The organism is Paraburkholderia sp. GAS38 (assembly GCF_050434965.1).
GTDB classification, from domain to species: Bacteria; Pseudomonadota; Gammaproteobacteria; order Burkholderiales; family Burkholderiaceae; genus Paraburkholderia; species Paraburkholderia phenazinium_A.
The window spans coordinates 358,212-378,113 of sequence record NZ_JBNDJO010000007.1; the positions used below are offsets into that span (position 1 = coordinate 358,212).

The 19,902-nt window shown below is 61.2% G+C and carries 20 protein-coding genes; 6 read left to right on the forward strand and 14 right to left on the reverse strand.

The window, feature by feature from the left end:
* From P3T42_RS19305 to P3T42_RS19320, 4 genes are all read right to left on the reverse strand, one after another.
* On the reverse strand, positions 1-780 hold the full coding sequence (locus P3T42_RS19305) for a DNA-binding domain-containing protein (RefSeq protein ID WP_429306939.1): 780 nt from the start codon (positions 778-780) through the stop codon (positions 1-3).
* 131 nt (positions 781-911) lie between these two features.
* Complete coding sequence (locus tag P3T42_RS19310) at positions 912-1,223, reverse strand: BufA1 family periplasmic bufferin-type metallophore (protein WP_429306940.1); 312 nt, start codon at positions 1,221-1,223, stop codon at positions 912-914.
* Positions 1,224-1,380: 157 nt separating this feature from the next.
* Positions 1,381-2,022, reverse strand: coding sequence for a DUF1109 domain-containing protein (locus tag P3T42_RS19315; protein WP_429306941.1), 642 nt, complete (start codon positions 2,020-2,022; stop codon positions 1,381-1,383).
* Positions 2,019-2,564 (reverse strand): sigma-70 family RNA polymerase sigma factor, encoded by a 546-nt coding sequence (locus P3T42_RS19320; RefSeq protein ID WP_180727729.1) that lies wholly within the window; start codon positions 2,562-2,564, stop codon positions 2,019-2,021. Before P3T42_RS19320 ends, P3T42_RS19315 begins: the two co-directional genes overlap by 4 nt.
* Positions 2,565-2,866: 302 nt before the next feature.
* On the opposite strand from P3T42_RS19320, the gene P3T42_RS19325 reads away from it, so the two are divergent.
* On the forward strand, positions 2,867-3,460 hold the full coding sequence (locus tag P3T42_RS19325) for a TetR/AcrR family transcriptional regulator (RefSeq protein WP_429306942.1): 594 nt from the start codon (positions 2,867-2,869) through the stop codon (positions 3,458-3,460).
* Positions 3,461-3,720: 260 nt separating this feature from the next.
* On the opposite strand, the gene P3T42_RS19330 is transcribed toward P3T42_RS19325, so the two are convergent.
* Positions 3,721-5,823, reverse strand: a complete 2,103-nt coding sequence (locus P3T42_RS19330; RefSeq protein WP_429306943.1) for a protein-disulfide reductase DsbD family protein — start codon at positions 5,821-5,823, stop codon at positions 3,721-3,723.
* A 76-nt stretch (positions 5,824-5,899) separates the two neighbouring features.
* A complete protein-coding gene (locus tag P3T42_RS19335) occupies positions 5,900-6,592 on the reverse strand; it encodes a DUF1223 domain-containing protein (protein WP_074296065.1) in 693 nt (230 codons plus the stop codon).
* A gap of 318 nt (positions 6,593-6,910) precedes the next feature.
* Between P3T42_RS19335 and P3T42_RS19340 the strand changes: the two genes are divergently transcribed.
* Genes P3T42_RS19340 through P3T42_RS19350 form a run of 3 tightly spaced genes read left to right on the forward strand, consistent with a single transcriptional unit; the run spans position 6,911 to position 8,293 of the window.
* Positions 6,911-7,483, forward strand: coding sequence for a sigma-70 family RNA polymerase sigma factor (locus P3T42_RS19340; RefSeq protein WP_429306944.1), 573 nt, complete (start codon positions 6,911-6,913; stop codon positions 7,481-7,483).
* Entirely contained in the window at positions 7,480-8,121 is a 642-nt protein-coding gene (locus P3T42_RS19345; protein WP_429306945.1) for a DUF1109 domain-containing protein, read from the forward strand. The genes P3T42_RS19340 and P3T42_RS19345 overlap by 4 nt, the downstream gene beginning before the upstream one ends.
* A gap of 1 nt (position 8,122) precedes the next feature.
* Positions 8,123-8,293 (forward strand): hypothetical protein, encoded by a 171-nt coding sequence (locus P3T42_RS19350; RefSeq protein ID WP_429306946.1) that lies wholly within the window; start codon positions 8,123-8,125, stop codon positions 8,291-8,293.
* Positions 8,294-8,321: 28 nt separating this feature from the next.
* Here P3T42_RS19350 and P3T42_RS19355 read toward each other — a convergent pair whose 3' ends face one another.
* The gene (locus P3T42_RS19355; protein WP_429306947.1) at positions 8,322-9,086 is read right to left on the reverse strand and encodes a peroxiredoxin-like family protein; all 765 of its coding nucleotides are present in this window, start codon (positions 9,084-9,086) and stop codon (positions 8,322-8,324) included.
* A 95-nt stretch (positions 9,087-9,181) separates the two neighbouring features.
* On the opposite strand from P3T42_RS19355, the gene P3T42_RS19360 reads away from it, so the two are divergent.
* On the forward strand, positions 9,182-9,769 hold the full coding sequence (locus tag P3T42_RS19360) for a TetR/AcrR family transcriptional regulator (protein ID WP_074296062.1): 588 nt from the start codon (positions 9,182-9,184) through the stop codon (positions 9,767-9,769).
* 52 nt (positions 9,770-9,821) lie between these two features.
* Here the strand turns inward: P3T42_RS19360 and P3T42_RS19365 are convergent, their stop codons facing one another.
* The 6 genes from P3T42_RS19365 to P3T42_RS19390 form a co-directional block, all read right to left on the reverse strand.
* Positions 9,822-11,120 (reverse strand): HlyD family efflux transporter periplasmic adaptor subunit, encoded by a 1,299-nt coding sequence (locus P3T42_RS19365; RefSeq protein ID WP_429306948.1) that lies wholly within the window; start codon positions 11,118-11,120, stop codon positions 9,822-9,824.
* A 34-nt stretch (positions 11,121-11,154) separates the two neighbouring features.
* Complete coding sequence (locus tag P3T42_RS19370) at positions 11,155-12,663, reverse strand: efflux transporter outer membrane subunit (RefSeq protein ID WP_429306949.1); 1,509 nt, start codon at positions 12,661-12,663, stop codon at positions 11,155-11,157.
* A 50-nt stretch (positions 12,664-12,713) separates the two neighbouring features.
* Positions 12,714-13,151, reverse strand: a complete 438-nt coding sequence (locus P3T42_RS19375; RefSeq protein ID WP_429306950.1) for a MarR family winged helix-turn-helix transcriptional regulator — start codon at positions 13,149-13,151, stop codon at positions 12,714-12,716.
* A gap of 98 nt (positions 13,152-13,249) precedes the next feature.
* Entirely contained in the window at positions 13,250-14,812 is a 1,563-nt protein-coding gene (locus P3T42_RS19380; RefSeq protein ID WP_429306951.1) for a DHA2 family efflux MFS transporter permease subunit, read from the reverse strand.
* 89 nt (positions 14,813-14,901) lie between these two features.
* Positions 14,902-15,339: a MarR family winged helix-turn-helix transcriptional regulator gene (locus P3T42_RS19385; protein ID WP_429306952.1), complete on the reverse strand. Its 438-nt coding sequence runs from the start codon at positions 15,337-15,339 to the stop codon at positions 14,902-14,904.
* A gap of 157 nt (positions 15,340-15,496) precedes the next feature.
* Positions 15,497-16,381: an NAD(P)H-binding protein gene (locus P3T42_RS19390; protein WP_429306953.1), complete on the reverse strand. Its 885-nt coding sequence runs from the start codon at positions 16,379-16,381 to the stop codon at positions 15,497-15,499.
* Between the two features lie 105 nt (positions 16,382-16,486).
* Here P3T42_RS19390 and P3T42_RS19395 point away from each other — a divergent pair, with 105 nt between their 5' ends.
* Entirely contained in the window at positions 16,487-16,906 is a 420-nt protein-coding gene (locus P3T42_RS19395; protein WP_074296055.1) for a winged helix-turn-helix transcriptional regulator, read from the forward strand.
* A gap of 137 nt (positions 16,907-17,043) precedes the next feature.
* Here the strand turns inward: P3T42_RS19395 and P3T42_RS19400 are convergent, their stop codons facing one another.
* On the reverse strand, positions 17,044-19,731 hold the full coding sequence (locus P3T42_RS19400; protein ID WP_429306954.1) for a TonB-dependent receptor: 2,688 nt from the start codon (positions 19,729-19,731) through the stop codon (positions 17,044-17,046).
* Between the last annotated feature and the right edge of the window lie 171 nt (positions 19,732-19,902).

Genomic DNA, 19,902 nt, shown 5'->3' on the forward strand with positions numbered 1-19,902 from the left:
TCAATCTCCGTGTTGAATGCCGGTCAATACGCCGGCTGAAAGCATCCCTGCCAGGTTGGCCCGGATGTCGAAGGAGGGCGCCTCCTGTAACGCCGCCGCGACCGCTTCGCCCAGTGATGCAGCTTCGAGAAGATGGGTCAGGAAGGCCGCACCGCCAGCCGGCAGGCGCGATACCAGCACCTCGTGTCCGGGTCGCGTCACGAGCGCGTCTTCCGCTTCGCCTGAGCGGAGCGGCGTAACGGGGCCATCGGTCCGGTTCATCGCAAAGATGGCGACGGCGGGATAGCGTGATCGCACCACCCGCGCGGCGGGGTGTGGTGTGAAACGGACTTCAGCGAGAGACGCCGGTTCGATCGTGGCTAACGCCTCGGCAGCGAGCACAGGCATGTCGGCTGCGTGATAAGCATCCAGCCACGCCCGCTCGATGCGCGCGGTGTCCGCAAGCCAGGGCATTTCACGCGCATATTCGTAGGATTCGATGAACGCAGGAAAGTCCCGTCCGTACTCGAACAGCAGCGGCGAAGTGGGAGGCGTCGCGCGGAGATGGAAACGGGCCATCGCCCTGAAGAAGTCGACGCCCGTGATGCGCTGGATAGCAGGATAGACCGCTGCCAGCGCGTCAATGAGGCTGACCGTGACGTTGTTGCGATAAACGTTGTAACGCTTGACCACACGCTTGCCCGGCGCGGCGATCACGTCTTCAGGTGCGGTGATCGATGGGTCCGTCAAACCCAGTGCAAACGCGGTGGCGTGGCCGCCCGAAGGATTTTCCGGCTGCATGGCCGGCCTCCTCAGCGAGTGACACCGCTTCTTCAGCCATGATGTGCCACTCGAACAGCCAGGCTCGCAAACCGCCGTTGTCCTTGAGGTATCGTTCATGGCCGCTCCCGTTCATCAAGCCGTTGGCCGGTTCAGGACTTTAGCGGCGTGAGCGAGCCATGGCCACCGCCCGGCACTTCGATACTCGTGCAGGTGCCGCCTTGAACGAACTTCCACGAGTTACCCTGGAAGTCCGTTGCCGACGTTCCCTGGCACGTGGTGCCGGGACCGGCGGCGCAATCGTTCTGCCCCTTCAGGGCGACGCCGTAGCACTTTTCCTTGTGGGCCGCAATGGCTGCACCTTCTTCCGCTTTTGTGAGCGGCGCTGCGTGGGCGACTGATGCAAGCAGGCTCGCAACAACGCCGACGAGCAGGGTGGAACTAACAGTGGCTTTTGTGGACATCGAATTTCTCCAGAAGTTAGAAGGTATCCGTGATGGATACGTCATCTAATTCGTGGGTCACAGACGTCCGGTTACAGGGGAGCTTTCTTTTTTTGCCTGTGGTGGTCGACATCAGCCATTTGATCAGGGACACCACTGCATAGTCTCGGAGCGTTGCTCACCAGCGAAGGAATTTGTGACCAAGCACCGCCCCGAGCGCGGCTGGGAGCAACATGCCAGCCATATACCAGACGCTCCAGAATGCCGGACTCATCTCAGGGCAATGAAAGCAGTACGCGACTGTGGCGATCGAACTCGCGAGCAGCCCGGAGGCAGCACCGGCAAGCCGGAGACTCGTGGGCGCCAAACCTTTGACGGCCCAGAATATGGCGATGAAACCTGGAACGGCGAGCAGAAGAATATTGAACGGACATGACCGCCACGAGTGCCCGAGTATTGCAGGCAGGCGGTCTTTGGGTGCCGCGGTGACGACAATCATAATTGCAGCGATCCAGACGACTAGCACCGGTGTCGTCATGACGGGCCATCCGGCTCCAACCTTGGCGCCGGGGCGCGCCAGCCGAACGGTCGCAAGCAGGGCACCGATCGCGAGGCATAGCGGGAACGCGAGCTTCTCCCAGAAGATCGGGGTTTTGACGACGGCATCCAGATCGGGGCGAAGGCCAAACACTGTAGCCATCAACGCCGTTGCGCCAAGAGCGGCGATAGGCAGTGAGATGCCGAACCGACGGGCTGCAGCGCCTCTTCTTACAGGTGTTATGCCGGTCGAGAGCAACCCGACAAGATCATCTGTTCTCATGCGATTCTCCGCACGTGTGCGGCCAGAGCCTTGAGTCCCCTATGGATACTGACCTTGACGGCCGACTCCGATAGCCCTGTCAACTGGGCGGCTTCGGCAACCGAAAGTCCCTGCAACTTGACGTGCAGGATCGAGAGCCTCTGTTTGTCGGGCAGATGACCAAGTAGTTTCCCGACATCACGACGGGCATCTGCCGGCTCGTCGTCGGATTCGGCGAAAATGTCGTCGTGCTCGTCAAGCGGTTCGTGCAACGACTCGCGTCGCGCACGTGTCCTGAAGAAATCCATCAGCTTATAACGCGCGATCGCGTGGACCCACGCGGTGAGAGGTTCATCTGGGCGGTATGTATGACGTGCATTGTGCACGGCAAGCAGGATGTCCTGAACGAGATCCTCGACGTCGTCGTGGAGTTGTGGAATCCGCTTGCGAAGATAGCCTCGCAGGTGACGCGTCAGTTCGGACAGGAACGAGCGATATTCGGATGCGTTGCCCGCGAGGCCCGCGACAAACAATGTTTTCAGACGCTGCTCTGCGGAATACACGGTTCTGACTCCCGGGTCAAAGAGCAGAGTGGTCCCGAACCGCTGCGTCAAGCACGGCTTTTATGCCGGCAAGCATCAGGGCAAGCTTTGCAGGGTGGGGCGTAGGGTGAAAATAGAAGTCGATCATGATGTACTGTGCGTGGCGTTCAGACCGCCTGATGCGTGCGTCATGGCTTTCGTAGCACCCCAGGGGAGGTTTGCTATCGCCTCAGGTCATTTTAGATCAATTGATTTAGAATATCGTAACGTGTGTGACGTTGCAATGCCGACCGGCAAAACGTTACTCGATGGCAGGAGTTAACATGGCTCGACCACGGGAATTTGATGAAAATGCGGTCCTTGATGCAGCCGCCCACCAGTTTTGGATCTATGGCTATACAGCTACGTCCGTCCGGGATCTCGCGCAGGGTATGGGAATTACGGGGGCAAGCCTGTTCAACGCGTTCGGGGACAAACGGTCGCTGTTTGAACGAGCGCTGGCACATTACATTGAAAGAAGCTTTGGTGACCGGGTATCGAGATTTGAGCGAAGCCTCCCACCGTTGGACGCCATCAAGGCATTCTTCCGCGAGATTGTCGAGCGGTCGGTCTGCGACAGGGACCGTAAGGGATGCCTGCTGGTGAATTCGGCGCTTGAGGTTGCACCACACGACGCCGATTTTCAGGCGATGATCGCAAACGTACTGATCGCGGTCGAAGCGTTTTTCCTGCGTTGTGTGCGCGCTGGTCAGCAGGCTGGCGAGATTTCGACTGCACAGCCTGCTGATGATCTTGCCCGGTTGCTGCTGGGCGTACACCTGGGCATACGGGTGCTTGCCCGGGTAAGACCGGAGCGTGCGCTGCTGGAGGGAGTTGTACGGCCAGCGCTGGCGCTTCTGGAGCCCAACGTCAAGTGAAGCCGCTACACACGACGGATTGTCCATTTTGTTTTATGCGGTAGACGTGTTGTGCCGGTTCGACCTCGCCCTTTAAATTCGTCCAAAAAGTGCTTCGGGTTACACGAACGAGGGCAGACCATGTACGAAGAACATGGAGAAGACTTTCCTGAGTCGAGGCGCCCACTCGAAGCATGTGGCGGCTTACACCCCCTATCTCAACGAGCCCTTACCTTCAGTTGGTCGTAAGTCTGAATAGCTTCTGAAGAAATTGCGCCATTTCAACCGGCGGATGAATGGCTCTTCGCCGTTTGCGGGAGGCTGGCATTGTCGAGCGCACGGAAGAGCGTCGAAGTTTGCAAGACCTCCGGCAGCAATTGCCCCTGTGGCATGCGAGGCCCATATACGACGTCGAGCGGAATGCCAAAGCGACCGAAATCCTGAATGTAGGCGAGGACTCCGGGGTTATACCGGCTCCAGTCGGCTCGCATGCGCACGATATTGTCCTGTCTGAGCCGAGTGCGCACGGCAGCCGTGTCCAGAACAGACAGCTCATTGATCTTACAGGTGAGACACCAGCTTGCCGTTACGTCGACGAGCACAGTCTTGCCGCTGGCGACCAGCGGGCTGATTGCATTTGGATCGAACGCTTGCCATTCGGAGGGTGGAGCGCTGCGATCTGCTGCTCCGGAAGGGGTAAGCGAGGCCATTGCAATGGCACTGCACGCAAGGAGCGCAGTCGTCGCGCCTGACCATCGGTGGGTCCGCAGGCTTCCCAATCGGGTAACGACGGCCCGTACGGCGAGAATGGCAATCAGCACGATGCCGACGAGTGACGCGACTGCCATACCCGCGATATTCCACAGCGACACGATCAGCCAGACCGAAGTCGTGAGCAGCATTAGGCCCATGATTTTGCGCAACTGGATCATCCATTGGCCGGGGCGCGGAAGCCACGTCGCGAGCAACGGAGCGAGCGCCAACGTCAGGAACGGGAGTGCCATTCCTACCCCAAGTGCGAGAAGCACCGCGGTAATCTCGAGCGGGCTACGTGCCAACGCAAAGCCGACCACCGTACCGACGAGCGGAGCCGAGCACGGTGTCGCCAGAAGCGTGGAAAGCATGCCGCCGACGAACGCCTCGACAATCGGCCCCCGACTCGTTGCGCCGCTTGCACCTCCGGAAAGGATTGGCGGAAGACCGATCGGGAGCCAGTCAAAGAAGCTTGCCGCGAACAGCGTTGTGAAGACCGCCATGCCTGCGAGGAACCATGGTTGCTGGAACTGTATGCCCCAACCAAGTGACGCACCCGCGAGTTTGAGCACCGACAGCACGGCCGCAAGCAATCCGAATGACGTGACAATCCCAAGTGCCGTCGCGAGCGCCACCCGCCTTGCCGTTTTGCGTTCGGTGCCTGCGGCTTTCGCTACCGAGAAAACCTTGATTGAAAGAACGGGCAACACGCATGGCATGAAGTTCAGAATCAGGCCGCCAAGAAGCGCCAAGGCCAGAATAACGACGATGCCGCGATCGTCGCCTCCCGTGGCGATGACGGGTGCGGCCATGAACTCGGCCGCTCTGGATCCGTCCACCACGGTCAGGCGCAGCGGGTCTTTCGCTGCACCGGCAGGTGGCAGTTCGACTTCCAGTGCAGCCCGGTGCCCGTGGTTTGAAAGGTGTACCTGCGGCGCTGCGGGCAGACCGGCCTCGGCTCCTTCGACGAACAGGTCGGGCGACCGAAACGGGGTACCCTCGCTAAGCAGATCGACCTTCAGGCGCCGGCCGCCGGAGGTTTGCTCCAGCGTGTTATGCACCACGCCGATGCCGGCCTCTGTGGGCGTCTGCGGCACCCTTTGCGCCGCTGCGACGATCTCCGCTGCTTCACTTGATGGTTCGTCCGTGCCCGGCGGCAACGTGAGCGTCACCTCCGCATGTTCGGGCACGCAGACATTCGCGCAACTCGCATAGTCGAGAGTCAGCGCAATGCGGGTCGCCTCGAGCGGATGGTCTAGCTTAAGGCTCACTGGCAGAATCAAATCGCCTGTATAGACACTGTTTTGCAGACCCGAGATAACGAGGCGGGACGGCGCCGGCCAGGACACGGATGCCGATGCGACATTGCGGGACCGAGACCAGTCGAAAATCGGCGCGATGCCGGCATCGCCAGGGGTGCGCCAGTAACCATGCCACCCGTTCGGATACCGGAACTCGACACCTATCTGAAGCGTGCTGCCTTGTACGCCGTTGGTTGCTGTGATGATGCGCACACTGGCCCGCTGATCGCCGGACCAGTTGGACGACGCCGCATGAGACGCGAACGATGGAGCAAGAACAAGTGTTGCGACAACGGCAAAGAAGGTACTGATGCGTGTGACGCGCGACATCGCTTGCTTCTCCCGAAGAGATGGTAAGCACATAGGACTTTTACAATGCGTCTGTCCGAGACGGGGCGAGAGCACGCTAAGGCGCATCTGTCACGCGGGCAGCGCCGACAATGTGTCCGTCCGGCGCCTCGAGCAATACCGCGGACTTCTCGCCGGCAGGTAACTGCGGGTCGAACACAGCCGGTTCGCCGGTCCATTGCCCAATCTGTTGGAACGAGCGAACGATGTTGGACTCCTTCAGCGTTCGCCCTCCGTTTTCACCACGCCCGACGGCGGTCATGTGCTGCGCGTCGTAACCAACCAGAATCACGCGCGCGCTTCCGGAGCCGGCGCCGACAGAAACAGTAATGGCGTTGCCCTTGCGCACCGCGGACAACGGCGCGGACGTTGAATCCGCGTCCTTCGCTTTCTGAATCGCGACCTCGGCGGACGAGCGGTCTGAACCCACGAAGGCCGTTGTTCCGTCGACGACCATTTCGGGCGTGTAGGAGCCGTCGCCGAAGCGTCGCCCGTATTCAGCCTGACGTTGGGTGGCGATATCGAGGGAAAAAGGATCCTTCCATCCGAGGCTGTTCCAGTAGGTGACATGAAAAGCCAAAGGGAGAATGTCGCTTCGCTGCTGACTTAACTCCGACAGATAGGCGTCAGCCGGCGGACAGGATGAACAGCCTTCGGACGTAAACAGTTCGACAACCACCGGTCGGGGCATTGCCGCAGCAACCGGGAGGGCCACAAGCAGTGAAATGGACGCAAGCAGACGGGATAGCATGAGTTGACTCCTGGTGAGGATCGTTCATGCATTAGTCGCAGCGGGGAAGGCGATATGACAGCCCGATGAGAAAAAACTGAGGAACCTCTTGAGCAGCATCTGTTGTTAGTGGAAAACCGGGAAGGCGGAACGATTCCGGTTATACCTCGTGTCATGTTTGGCGGCGAGCCACGACTAAAGGACGGAAGAAAAGTGCCCGTTTTAACGATCAACGACCGTCCCGCTGGAGATCATGGCGTGTGGAAAAGCACTTCTCTACTACCCGCGTCAACGCTGTTCACGCAGTTTATTTCGTGCCAACTGTAACCAGAACCCGCAATGAACCGAACTACCGAAGATGGACCGGCGCGTCCCGTCGAAGAGCGGCTGAAGGCCCTATTCGTGCGTGGTCTGGATGGGGACGCAGCGGCTTATCAGGCATTTCTCGGCGACCTGACCGGGCATCTGCGCGGGTTCCTGAGAAAGCGTCTCTTTTATCTGCAAGACGATATCGAGGACCTGGTTCAGGAGATTTTGCTGGCAGTGCATAATGGGCGCCATACCTATCGTCAGGACCAGCCGTTGACTGCCTGGGTGCATGCGATCGCAGGTTACAAACTGGCGGACTTTTTTCGCGCCCGATCGCGCCGGGAAGCCTTGCACACGCCGCTGGACGACGAGCTCGAGATATTCGCCACCTGCGATGTCGAACCGGCGGAGGCCCGGCGTGATCTGAGCAAGCTGCTCGAACAGTTGCCCGATCGCCAGCGTCTGCCGATTCTGCACATGAAGCTGGAGGGGCTGTCGGTGACTGAAACCGCAAAGCTCACCGGCCTGTCGGAGTCGGCGGTCAAGGTTGGCGTGCACCGCGGTTTAAAAGCATTGGCACTGAAGTTTCAAGGCGCATCATGAAGACAGAGGATCTTGTTTCACTGCTGGCCGCGGGGGTGCCCGCTATCGATCATAACGTGTCGGCAAAGCGATTCAGCCGGGCGATGTTATGCGGCGGTGTCGGTTCCACGGTGCTCATGGCAATCGTTTATGGCGTTCGCCCCGATATCGGCGCGGCGATGAAGATGCCGCTGTTCTGGATCAAGCTGGCTCTGCCTCTGTGCCTCACACTCGCTGCGTTGCTGGCGACGGCGCGGCTATCCCGGCCAGGCGTGGCGGTAGGCCGCGCGTGGGCCGCGCTTGCTGCGCCAGTGCTCGCCGTCTGGATTGCGACGCTCGTCCTGTTGTGGTTGACCCCTTCCGACGCGCGTTTGCCGCTGGTCATGGGCAGTACGTGGCGCGTATGTCCGCGTAATATCGCGTTGCTTTCGGTGCCCGTGTTCATCACGGTGTTCTGGGCGATGCGAGGTCTGGCACCCACGCGTCCCAGGCTGGCCGGCGCCGCAGGCGGCCTGCTGGCGGGAGCGACTGCAGCGGTTGCTTACTGTTTCCACTGTCCCGAGATGGGCGTGCCATTCTGGGCCGTCTGGTATCTCCTCGGCATGCTGATTCCCACGCTTGCTGGCGTGGCGCTGGGCCCACGGCTGCTGGACTGGTGAGTTGGACCGTTGGAAGGTCAAACTGCGTTCAGCCGGCGCTGCTTATATCGCCTTTCTGGTCGGCGGACGGAACCGGGCCATCGTCATTCTCGATTGGCTCTGGGCGTATCTCACCTACCGGCGCAGCACGCGGCTCATTACACGCGATACGCGAGACAAGATGATGGATTGACAGGATCCGTTTTCAGGATCCGTCGAGCTTATTTCAAGGTTGCCAGCGCGGCGACCACCTCATCGGGTTCCGCTCGACCTGTCATGTAATCCACGTCGACATGCGTGAAGCGAATGACGCCGGCCGCATCGATCACATAGGTTGCCGGAACCGGAAGTTCGTACGAATCCTCCCCGTTACGCAGCGCGATATCGTTCTTGAAGACGTTCTTCGAAAATGCCTGTAACTCATCCCCAACCCGGAACACGATGCCGAACTGCCGTGCCACCGCGTTGCCGAAATCGCTGAGCACCGGAAACGTCAGCTTGCTCTTCTCGGTTGCCACGATGCTGTGATCCGGCTTCTCCGGAGAGATGGCAATCAGGCTTGCGCCAAGCGCTTCGATCTTCGGCAGTGCTTCTTGCAAGCCGCGTAGTTCGAGATTGCAGAACGGACACCATTCGCCGCGATAGAAACTGATCACTACCGGCCCCTTGGCCAGCAGAGTCTTGAGCGAGACCTGATTGCCGAACGCGTCGGGCAGCGTGAAGTCAGGTGCGGATTGTCCGCTCTTCAACGCGCCGTCGATCGCGCCGGATGCGCGGACGCGCTCCATATCGCCGGCAATGATATTGAACTTCTCGCCTAGCTTTTCCTGAACCATTGCCTTGTATTCCGCCGAGGCCTGTTTGACCGACATGCCGTACTCCTTATATTCGTTGACACGGTGAATGACCGGCTGACATCGCCGGGCACAGGGTTGAGAAGGGCACATCCGCCTTGATGTTCGGCGCGCCTCGATGTTTCGCCACATGCTGGTTTGTAGCGGTCGATACAAATATCGCTCACGCCCGCCCAGCCTGTCAATGCAATTTTTAGCTACTGCTACAAATAAGCTATGATGGCGCCATGGCACGAACAATTGCATTCGACTACGATCGGGCTCTGGAGCGGGCGACGTGGCTGTTCTGGAAGAGCGGCTATGCCGGCACGTCGCTGCGCGATCTGCTGAAGATCATGGACATCGGCGAAGGCTCCTTTTACAACACCCTCAAGAGCAAGAAGCAGCTTTATCTGGCATGCGTGAGGCGCTACGAAGAGACGGAAGGGCGCAAGCGCGGGCAGGCTCTGATGAGCGCCCCGACGGCTAGCCAGGGGATTCGCGCGCTGTTCGGTGCGGTGCTCGACTGCCTGGACAATCCGTCCACGCCGTCGAGGCTCTGCATGATGGCGGCGATGGCCTCCGAAGAGGTGCTGTCGGAGCCCGAGCTGCGCAAGCTTGTCGAGGATGGCCTGGGAAGTTTTCACGCTTGTCTCGTCGAGCGGTTGAGCCAGGACCGAGACGAGGGTCGATTGTCTGCAACGCTGGATCCGCACGTTACCGCATCAGTTGTTGTCACCTATCTGCAGGGCATCTGGCGTATGGCGCTGGTGGACTACGACCGGCCTCGTTTCGAGCGGCAGATCGATGCATTCCTTAGCGGATTGGGACTTTAGCTGCCTGCGTTCTCAGACGCCTGGCTGTCATGGCGACCAGAGTGATCGGCGCCTAACCGCGCGCAGGATCCCGCATCACCGCTTTCCCTGCCGCCGACGTCGCCACCTTCGCCTGCGCCGCGATCTCGTTCTGCCCGATGATCTTCGCGATCTCCGCATCGGCCTGCGCGCCGTACTGCGCAAACACATCCGTGTGATAGGTCGTGTTCACAGCAGCGCCGAGCTGCGTGCCGGACTCGTCGCGCGTGTCGGCGTCAACCACCATCGACAGCCCGATACGAAGCGGATGCGCCTCCAGCTCCTTCTGGTCGAGGGCAATACGCACCGGCAGGCGCTGCACGATCTTGATCCAGTTGCCGGTCGCGTCCTGTGCCGGCAGCGTCGCGAACGCGCTGCCCGTGCCGGCCGAGAAACCGATCACCCGCCCGTGGTACTTGACGCTCGAACCGTAGATATCCGCCGTCATCGTGACCGGCTGACCGATGCGCATCCGCCGCAATTGCACTTCCTTGAAGTTTGCGTCGATCCACACGCCGTCGAGCGGCACGATCGACATCAGCGGCGTGCCCGGTGCGACGCGCTCGCCCACTTGCACCGAGCGCTGCGCCACGTAGCCCGTCACCGGCGCCGGCAGCGTATTGCGCGCGTAGTTGAGGTAGGCGTCGCGGACCTTCGCGGCGGCGGCTTGCACGTCCGGATGGTTTTCGACCGACGTGCGGTCGGTCAGCGCATGGTTCGATTGCGCCTGCTGGCGGGCGGCGTCGAGCGCGGCCTGAGCGACGGCCACGGCGTCGTGGGCGTGCGAGACGTCTTCCGCCGATACCGCGCCGGTGTTCTGCACCGCGACGCGGCGCTTCAGATCGTCCTCTGCTCGGGCCAGGTCCGACGCGCGCTGCGCGACGTTGGCTGCGTAGTAGTCGTTGTTCACGTAGAGCGTGCTCACCTGGCGCACGGCCTGGCCGAGCGCCGCCTCGGCGTTCAGGAGTGCGATCCTCGAATCGGCCGGGTCCAGCGTGACAACCGGGTCGCCCACTTTCACGATCTGCGTATCGTCCGTGTCGACTGCGTTAACCGTGCCGGTTACCTGCGGCGTGAGCTGCACGAGATTGCCGTTGACGTACGCGTCGTCGGTCGACTCGTGATATTGCGCATACGTGAAATAGTACGCACCATACGCGGCACCCGCGGCCACCACGCCCATGCCCAGCAGTGCAAGCCATAGCTTGCGCTTGCCTGAGGCGCCGGGCGGCGGCGCGTTCGGCGAGGTCCCGGCGGGAGCAGCGTGTGCCCCGTTGCTTTTCGATGACACCGGGTCCGCGCTCGTGCGGTCGGTCGTGGTGGTATCGCTCATGTCAATTCTCCAGAGAGTTTGCGAACGTGCCGGTTCAACGCGCGGCGACGACAGGGTTGGAAGGCGCGGCTGCAGCCGCACTGTGTATTGATTCGGATGACGTATCGACGTAGCCGCCGCCGAGCGCCGATGCGAGCGCGATCTGCTGGTCGCGCCGGTTCATCAGCAGGTTGGCGACGGCCTGATCGGCTTGCAGCGCGTTCATGTCGGCGTTGAGCACGGTCAGCTGATTCGTCAGGCCGCCCTTGTACTGTGTGATCGCCAGATCGTCGGCCTCGCGTGCGGCCTGTTGCGCCGTTTGCGCATCGCCAAGCTGCACGTCGCTCGAGCGGATCTGCGCAAGTTGCGTCGCCACGTTGCTCAAGGCGGTGATCAACGTCTGGTTGTAGGTCGCGACCGCGTCGTCGAAATCGGCGTAACGGCCCTTCAATTGCGCACGCAATGCACCGGCGTCGAAAATCGGCAGATTGATCGCCGGACCTACATTGGCCGTGCGGCTCGCCGCCGTCAGAAAGCGGCCGAAGCCGAACGCGTCCAGACCGATTGCGGCGCTCAGGTTGATGTCCGGGTAGAACTCGGCCTTCGCTTCCTTCACTTCGTGCGTGATCGCATCGACGCGCCAGCGGGCCGCGACGATATCCGGGCGGCGGCTCACGAGGTTGGCGGGCAGGTTGTCCGGCAGACGCACCTCGTCGCCGACACCAAGCGCCGGCCGCGTGATCGCGAGCCCGCGGTCCGGACCTTCACCCATCAGCGCGGCTAACTGGTAGCGGGTCGTCAGGATGCTGCCGTCAAGCCCGGCGAGCGCCGAGCGGGCGGTCGCGAGATTCGCCTGGGCCGTCTTGCGCTCGACTTCGGTATCCAGCCCGGTTGCGATGCGGCCGGCCGTGATGCGGTCGATCTGTTCGCGGCGGCCGACTTCCTGCTGGGCAATATCGTGCAGCACGTAAAGCCGCGCCAGCTGGTTATAGGTGCGGGCGATCGCGGTGGTGAGCGTGAGCTTGACGACTTCCGCATCGGCCTCGCTTGCTTCTACCTGGGAGACGGCGACCTTCATCGATTCGCGATTCTTGCCCCACAGATCCAGATCGTATGAGGCGCTCAGCAGTCCGGTGTTCTGGGTTTGCCAGGTGCCCGCGTAGGGCGGCGGCACTTCCGCCGTGCCGCTGAACTGCTGGCGTTGCAGCGAATACTCGGCGTCGACGCGCGGCATCGTGCTGGCCTTCGCGGTGTCCGCATAGGCTTGCGCCCCGGCGAGGCGGGCGCGCGCCTGCGCGATCGTCGGGCTGCCCTTAAGCGCTTCCTCGAGCAAGGCCTTAAGTTGCGCATCGCCGAACTGGTCGGCCCAGTCGGCCGCCGGCCAGTGACCGCTTTCGGCCGGCAGGCTTTGCGTCGTCTCGTACTGTTGCGGTTGGGCCATCTGCTTGTCGCTGTGGATGCCCGCATAGTTGACGCATGCCGAGAGCACCGCCGCCATGATCGCCGACAGCCCCGCTTTTATCGCACGGGCACCGCTGCCGGGTTGAGTAATCTGCTCTTTCATTTTCTGACCTGTCAGATTAATGGTTAAAAAAAGGGGGAGCGCCGCAGCGCTCACTCTCCAATGAACTTGTTAAGTAGACGGCACAGCTCTTCGAACTCTGCCTTCGTGAACTTCTTCAACCGCGCGTTCAGCACTTCCGGTGCGATATTCGGAATCTCGGCCGCGATCTGTTTGCCCTGCTTCGTCAGCACCAGGTTTACCACCCGGCGATCGTCCACGCTGCGCGAGCGTTCCAGCAACCCCTTCGTTTCCAGCTTGTCCAGCATCCGCGTCATCAGGCCCGTGTCGACGGACAACATCTTCGACAGCTCGAACGGCGTTGAGGCCAAACCGCGCTGCATGCCGAGCAGAATGCCCATCTGCGGGCCGGTGATGTCGAGATCCTTGAGGGCCGTGTCCATTTCCGCCGTGATCAGGTTGCGAGCCTTGGTCAGCAAGAACCCGACGCTGTGCGTCAGGGAAAAACTTTCCGACGTGTAGTGCTTCATGGCGCATCCTCAATTCAAGTGACTTCTACAATGACTGTAAAGTCAGATATTGTCAAGAAGAATTTCTGCGATTTCTTCCCGTCCGGACGGCGCGCTACTCAGTGACCGCCGGCCCCCGCTGCGTTCGCCGCGCCGTCCTTGCTGGGCTTGGTGATCCAGATGAGTGGAATGATCAGCACAAAGATCACCGCCGACAGCCAGAACACGTCGTTCAGGCCGAGCATCGACGCCTGCGCGCTCAATTGCGTTTCGAAAAAGGCCTGGGCTTTGAAGAGACTCGCGTGCAGCGTCGTCTGAATATTGGCGAGCGCGTGCACGTAGTTCGGGTTCGTCAAACTGGTCTGCTCGGCGAGCTGCGAATGGTGCTGGATTGTCCGGTCGTTCCAGATGGTGCTCAGGAGCGACGTGCCCGCCGCGCCGGCGAAGATCCGCGCGAAGTTCGACAGCCCCGCGGCGGCCGGGATCTTCTCCTGCGGCAAGCCCGACAGGATGATTGCCGTGAGCGGCGTAAAGAACAGCGCCATCGGGATGCCCTGCAGCAGCGTCGGCAGAATGAGCGTGTAGGAGTCGACGCCCGTCGTGTACCACGAACGCATCAGGAACACGCCCGCAAAGCCGAGGAAGGCGAGCGTCGCCAGCACCCGCGTGTCCGACTTCGGCATGATCTTGCCCATCACGGGCGCAAGGAGCACGGCGAAGATGCCGAGCGGCGCGGTCACCAGCCCCGCATCGACGGCCCGGTAGCCCAGATACTCCTGAATCCACGTCGGCAGGATCACGAGGTTGGCGAAGAAGACCGCGTATGCGACCGATATCGCCGCCGTGCCGCCGAGGAAGTTACGCCCTGCAAAGAGGCGCAAATCGACGATCGGTTTGGCCTCCGTCAGTTCCCAGATCACGAAGAACAGGAACGCGATCAGCGCGACGATCGTCAGCGCCCAGATCGTCGGCGAATTAAACCAGTCGAGATCCTTGCCCTTGTCGAGCATGACCTGCAGCGCACCCACCCAGACGATCAGCGAGAGGAGCCCCACCTTGTCGACCGGCAGCTTGCGCGCCGGCGTTTCGCTCTTGCGGTAGAGCGCCCAGATCACTGCGGCGGCAAAGAGGCCGACAGGCACGTTGATGTAGAAGATCCACGACCAGTTGTAGTTGTCGGTGATCCAGCCGCCGAGAGCCGGCCCGGCGATCGGCCCGACCGTTGCGGTCATCGCCCACAGCGACAGCGCGCTCGAGCTTTTTTCCCGCGGAAACGAAGCGAGCAGGAGCGATTGCGACAGCGGCACCAGCGGCCCCGCCACCGCGCCCTGCACGATACGCGCGAGGAGCAGCACGGGCAGGTTCGGCGCCAGGCCACACGCCGCTGACGACACCACGAACAGCAGGATCGCCGCCACGAAAAGCTTGACCTGCCCGACCCGCTGCGTGAGCCAGCCGGTCAGCGGAATCGACACCGCGTTGGCCGCGGAGAACATCGTGATGACCCACGTGCCTTCATCGACTGACACGCCAAGGTCGCCGGAGAGCGTCGGGATCGCGACGTTGGCGATCGACGAGTCCAGCACATTCATGAAGGTAGCGAGGGCCACGGCGAAGGTGCCCAGTGCGAACTGCCAGCCAACCAATGGGGCAGGCGCGCTTGCGGTTTTTGGCGGATTCATGTTGCGTCCTTTAAGGGGGGTGACGGCCGGCTGTCCTGAAGCCGGCGCCTTTTATCTGACAAGTCAGTTATATGGGTAAAAAAAATGGCCTACCCATCCAGCAACTTGCCGAGGAGCCTGCACAAGCTTGCGAATTCTGCCGGGGTAAAGCCTGACAAGTGCTGGTTCAAAATCTCCGGCGCAATCTCCGCGATCCGCGCGGCGGCGTCCCGTCCCGCTTCGGTCAGCGTCAGGCTGACCACTCGCCGGTCCTCGCTGTCGCGAGTCCGGCGCACGAGACCCTGCTTCTCCAGTCGATCCACCGTCCGTGTGACGAATCCCGAATCGATGCGCAGCAGCCTGGACAAGCCCGCCGAGGTGTGCGTCATGTCCTGCAACAGGAGCAGCAGCGTACCGACTTGCGAACTGGTGACGCCTGTGCCCGCAAGCGCCACGTCCATTTCCGCCGTGAGCAGATGGCGGGCTTTGCTCAACGCAAAGACGATGCTCTGACCCGGCCAAAGAAAGTTGTCGAACTCATGATTCATCTCTGATTCCTCTGTTTCTGATGCGGAATATATCTGACTTCGCAGATATATTCAAAGATTTTTTTGAGTTGGACTGAACGGGTCGTCGCGGGCTCAGGCTGTCCACGCGAACTGCATCGCGGTGCAGCCCGGGCGGCTCGCATCGCGCCTTAGGCTCTCAAGCTCCGAAAGCGGCCTTTGCTTCCTTGAGATACTCGGCGAGACGTTTTGGAGTGCGACCGATAAGCGACTCGACATGGTCCGTGACGATGGAGAGATTGCCCGCCCGCGTCTCCGCTTCAGCCGACACCAGGACAGAGACGAATATCTCAGGAACGCCGGCGGCCTTCAGCCCCGTAGCGAGTTGTCCGTCGGTCACGTGAACGACGGAAATGGGCTGGCCTGTCGCCTGACTGGCGAGGCGGGCAACTTCTTCGGTAGACAGTGCCTCAGAACCCGTGAGGGTATATGTCCTGCTTTCCAATGTTGAAGTGGTGAGCGCTGCGGCAATCGCTTCGGCAATGTCCTCACGTCCAACGTACGACGTTCTCCCGCCTTCGGCCGCGGAGTGCCACTGTCCGCTCTTCAGCGCATTGGGAAGCGACCGGAGCAGATTCTCGTGATACCAGCTGTTCCGGAAAATCACATAGGGCAGACCGGTGGCCTTGATGGCCTGCTCGGTTCCCAGGTGGTCGGGCGCGAAGGTCAAAAGCGAACTGGCTGGATTGGGCTGAGACGTATAGGCGAGACGCTTCACGTCCGCGGCGACGGCCGCCGCGACCGCATTGCGATGCTGCTGCAGGCGCGTATCGGTTCCGTCCAAGGCATCCGTAGAAATAATGAGGACGGTGCCGGCGCCGTTGAAAGCCTCGGTCAGGCCATGTAAGTCTTCGAAGTCCGCCTTGCGCACCTCGATGCCTGCCGCAGCGGGGCCGGCCAGCTTCTCAGGGCTGCGGGTACCGGCGACGATGCGGCTGGGCGCTACGCCGCGTGCCAGCAGGTGCTTGATGACGAGTTGCCCGAGTTGACCGGCAGCACCGGTCACAAAAATACTGTCGTTCATGCGCGAACCCCATTTTGAGTGTTACTCTCAATTCGAGAGCGCCTCGATAATCGGGCGTTCGCGGGCAATCGTAAAGAAGGCAGTTTTTCAGGAGATAGTTACCAAATGGGAACCACCACGGCGACGACGAGTACGCTCAGAGCGAAGCTTGAAGGGGCCAAGGCAAAATACGGGGCGTTCGTGAATTGCCCCGTGCGCGACGTCATTGACGTCATTAGCGGCAGGTGGAGTTCGTTGCTGATGACTGCACTGGCCGAGCAACCCTACCGGTTCGGAGAACTTCGCCGGCTCGTGCCTGACATATCGCAGCGCATGCTCACGCAGACGCTTCAGGAGTTGCAACGCGACGGCTATGTGCATCGAGAGGTCTTTCCGACCAAACCGCCAGGCGTGGAATACAGCCTGACCGACCTCGGCCATTCGATGTTCGAAGCGCTACACGTGCTGCTGCAGTGGGCGGAGGACAATCACGATGCGGTTACCGCGGCTCGCGACGGCTTCGATAGCGAGAGGAAATCCGCGTAAGAGGCGCGCGGCAGCGACAGGTTGCGACCGCTTGCCAGAAGACGATGTACGGGTGTTGTTCTTTGCTGCGCGGCCGCACTGGGCCGCGCATTCTCTTGCCGGGTTATCAGATCCAACCTCAACCGGCCAGCGATCCGTCAAAACTTATACGTTGCCCCGATCTGCGCGTAGACACCGAGATCGCTGTAAAGCGACGAGTCGTAGAAGCTGCCGTCAACATACGGCCACAGCGCGTCATACGGCGGCTTGTGGTTGAAGATGTTGTTGATGCCGGCATACAGCGTCCAATGCTTGATGCCCGAGTAAGACGCAAACAGATTGAACTGGCTGTACGAACCGACTGAGCCAGGGCTTCCGGCCGCTTGCGCATACGGCCCCGTGTATTGCCACGTGAGCGTCGCGTTCCAGTTGCGGTTTGTCGAAACCCAGTTCACGCTCGTGTTGCCCTTCCAGCGCGGGAACGATGCACCGAACACCGTATCGATGCCAAGGTTGTTGCCGGCCAGGTTCACGCTCGGTTGACCCGGGCCATTGGCCAGATCGAAGTGCCACACCCACGCCCAATCGGCTGCCAGCGTGAACGTGCCCAGTTGCGTCGGCAGCGCCTGGCGGAAGGTCGCCTCGAATCCGTCCGTGCGCATCGTGCCAAGGTTCTCGAATTGCTCGGTGATGAAGGCCGGCGCAGATCCCGTTTGAGCGATGTCCGCCGCCACCTCGCTAGTCGGGTTCGGCGTGCCGATCACGTTCGAAACCGAGATTCGATACCAATCCAGGCCCACGTCCGTGTTGCGCGTCGGCGACAGTTCGAAGCCAAGGTTGTAGTTCTTCGTGCGTTCCGGCGCCAGGTTCGGGTTGCCGGTGATGAACTCCGGCACGTTGTAGTTGGAACCGTTTACCGTGACGCTCTGGAACACCGCATTGACCTTCTGGTCTGCCTCGATCAGCGTCGGAGCGCGGAAGCCGCGGTCGTAGCTCGCATAAGCCGTCAGCGCCTGGATGGGCTGGTAACGCAATGCGAAGCGGGGCGAGAAGGCGCCGCCCACGTCGCTATAGTGGTCGTAGCGGCCGGACTGGCTGAACTTCAGGTTATCCAGCAGCGGGATATCGAACTGATAGAACACGGCGGCAACGTTGCGCTCGCCATCCACCGACTGCAGATACGGGTTCAGGTAATTGTAAGAACCCGGTCCGACGTATTCGGACTGGTGCTGGAACTGCGTACCGAAGCCCGCGCCCACGTCACCCGTCGGCAAATGAAACAGGTTTGGCGTCGAGATCGACGCATCCACCGTTTCGAGCTTGGAAATCGCGAGCTGCGAGGTCGTGCCGTAAAGGCCGGGCAGATTTTGCAGGGTGTTGCCGTCGAACGTCGAGGCGGTCACGCCGCTCAGGTAAGTGCCCAGCACGTTTGCGTTGAGCTGATTGCTGACGGTATTCGTCACCGTGCTCTGCGAGTGACCCGCCGAAGCCTCCCAGTTCCAGTTACCGATCGAGCTGGTATCGATCTCGCCCTTCACACCGGTCGACACGCGATAGAAGTTCGAGTCCGTGTTCTGCACCACCTGGTTCGGGAAGGCGTAGTTGACCGTATAACCGTCGCTCGTCTGGTTGTTGAACAGGCCATAGCCCGCCGAAGGCGAATAGACGGTCGGCGCGGTCACACCCGGCGCAGCCGTGCCCAGATAGGCGTACCCCTTGCTGAGTTGCGTGGTGTCGTAGCTTTCCCACGCGTCCACCCATGCCTGGGTCGTATCGTTGATCTTGAAGTCCGCGTGAACCTTGAGGTTCGACCGATCGACCTGCGGCGCCAGGCTATACGCGGAAGCCGCGTTGGGCGGTTGGCAGACCGTGCCCGTCGAGCCGCCGGCGAATTCGCTCGCAGGGTTCGGCGAGCCGACCGAGCCAAAGCAGTTCTTGGGCGCCTGCAACACCCCGGTCGGCGACGCCAGATACGAAAGCGGCGAGACATTGGGGCCGCCCAGCGCCGAATAGTCGAGCGCATCCGTCGTCGAGCGATCGCCGAGCGTCAAGCCGCTCGCGCGATAGAAGCTTGCTGCCGCGGTGACGTTATAGCCGTCGGAGGCCAGGTTGCCGAAACCGCCCAGCACATTGAACTTGACGGTTCCATCCACGCCTTGCGCTGCGCCGCCCAGGCTGCCGTCCAGTTGCAGACCCTGGTAATCGTGCTTGGTGATGATGTTGACGACACCGGCGATGGCGTCCGAACCGTACTGCGACACGCCGCCTGACTTGACCACTTCGATGCGGTCGACCATGTTGGTCGGAATCGTGTCGATGTCGAAGAAGGTATCCGTGCCGTTCGATCCGAACGCGTAGGGCGCCGCCCGCTGCCCGTCGATCAGCACCAGCGTGTACTTTTCGCTGAGGCCGCGCAGGGCGATACCCGCGCCGCCCGGCGCGAGATTGAACGGTGTGGTTTCTCCCCAACTGCTGGCCGAGTTTGCCGAGAGCGATTGCAGGTAACCCGCGACCGTCGTCTCGCCGCTCTGCGTGATGTCTTTCTGAGTGACGGTCTGCACCGCGTTGAAGCCGGTCTTGTCCGTCTGACGGATCAGCGAGCCGGTGACTTCAAACGTCTTGAGTTTCGCCTGTGTGCCGTGTTCGTCGGTGGTGGTGGTGATGGTCGACGAGCCGGAAGCGGCCGCAGGCGCTGCCGCAGCACCGGCAGCCGGGTTGGTCCCGCTGCCGGTGGCCGGTGCGGTCTGTGCGGTCTGTGCGAATACCGGTCCTGCCAGCGTTGCACCTAGCGCAACATGTGTCCAGATCAGGTGTCTGGCGGCGACCGCCAGTGCTCGTTTTTTCATGTTTACGTTCCCCTCGCGTGTAATGGCACGATGTGCGCGAACTGCGCCCCGGACCCATGTCGTAGAAGCCAATAGCGGAAAGGAACATAGCAGGCCCGGATTAGCGGATCAAAATTTTTTAGATACAAGTTAATAAGTTTTGATTCGTTGACAAACTTCCTTACCAACCCT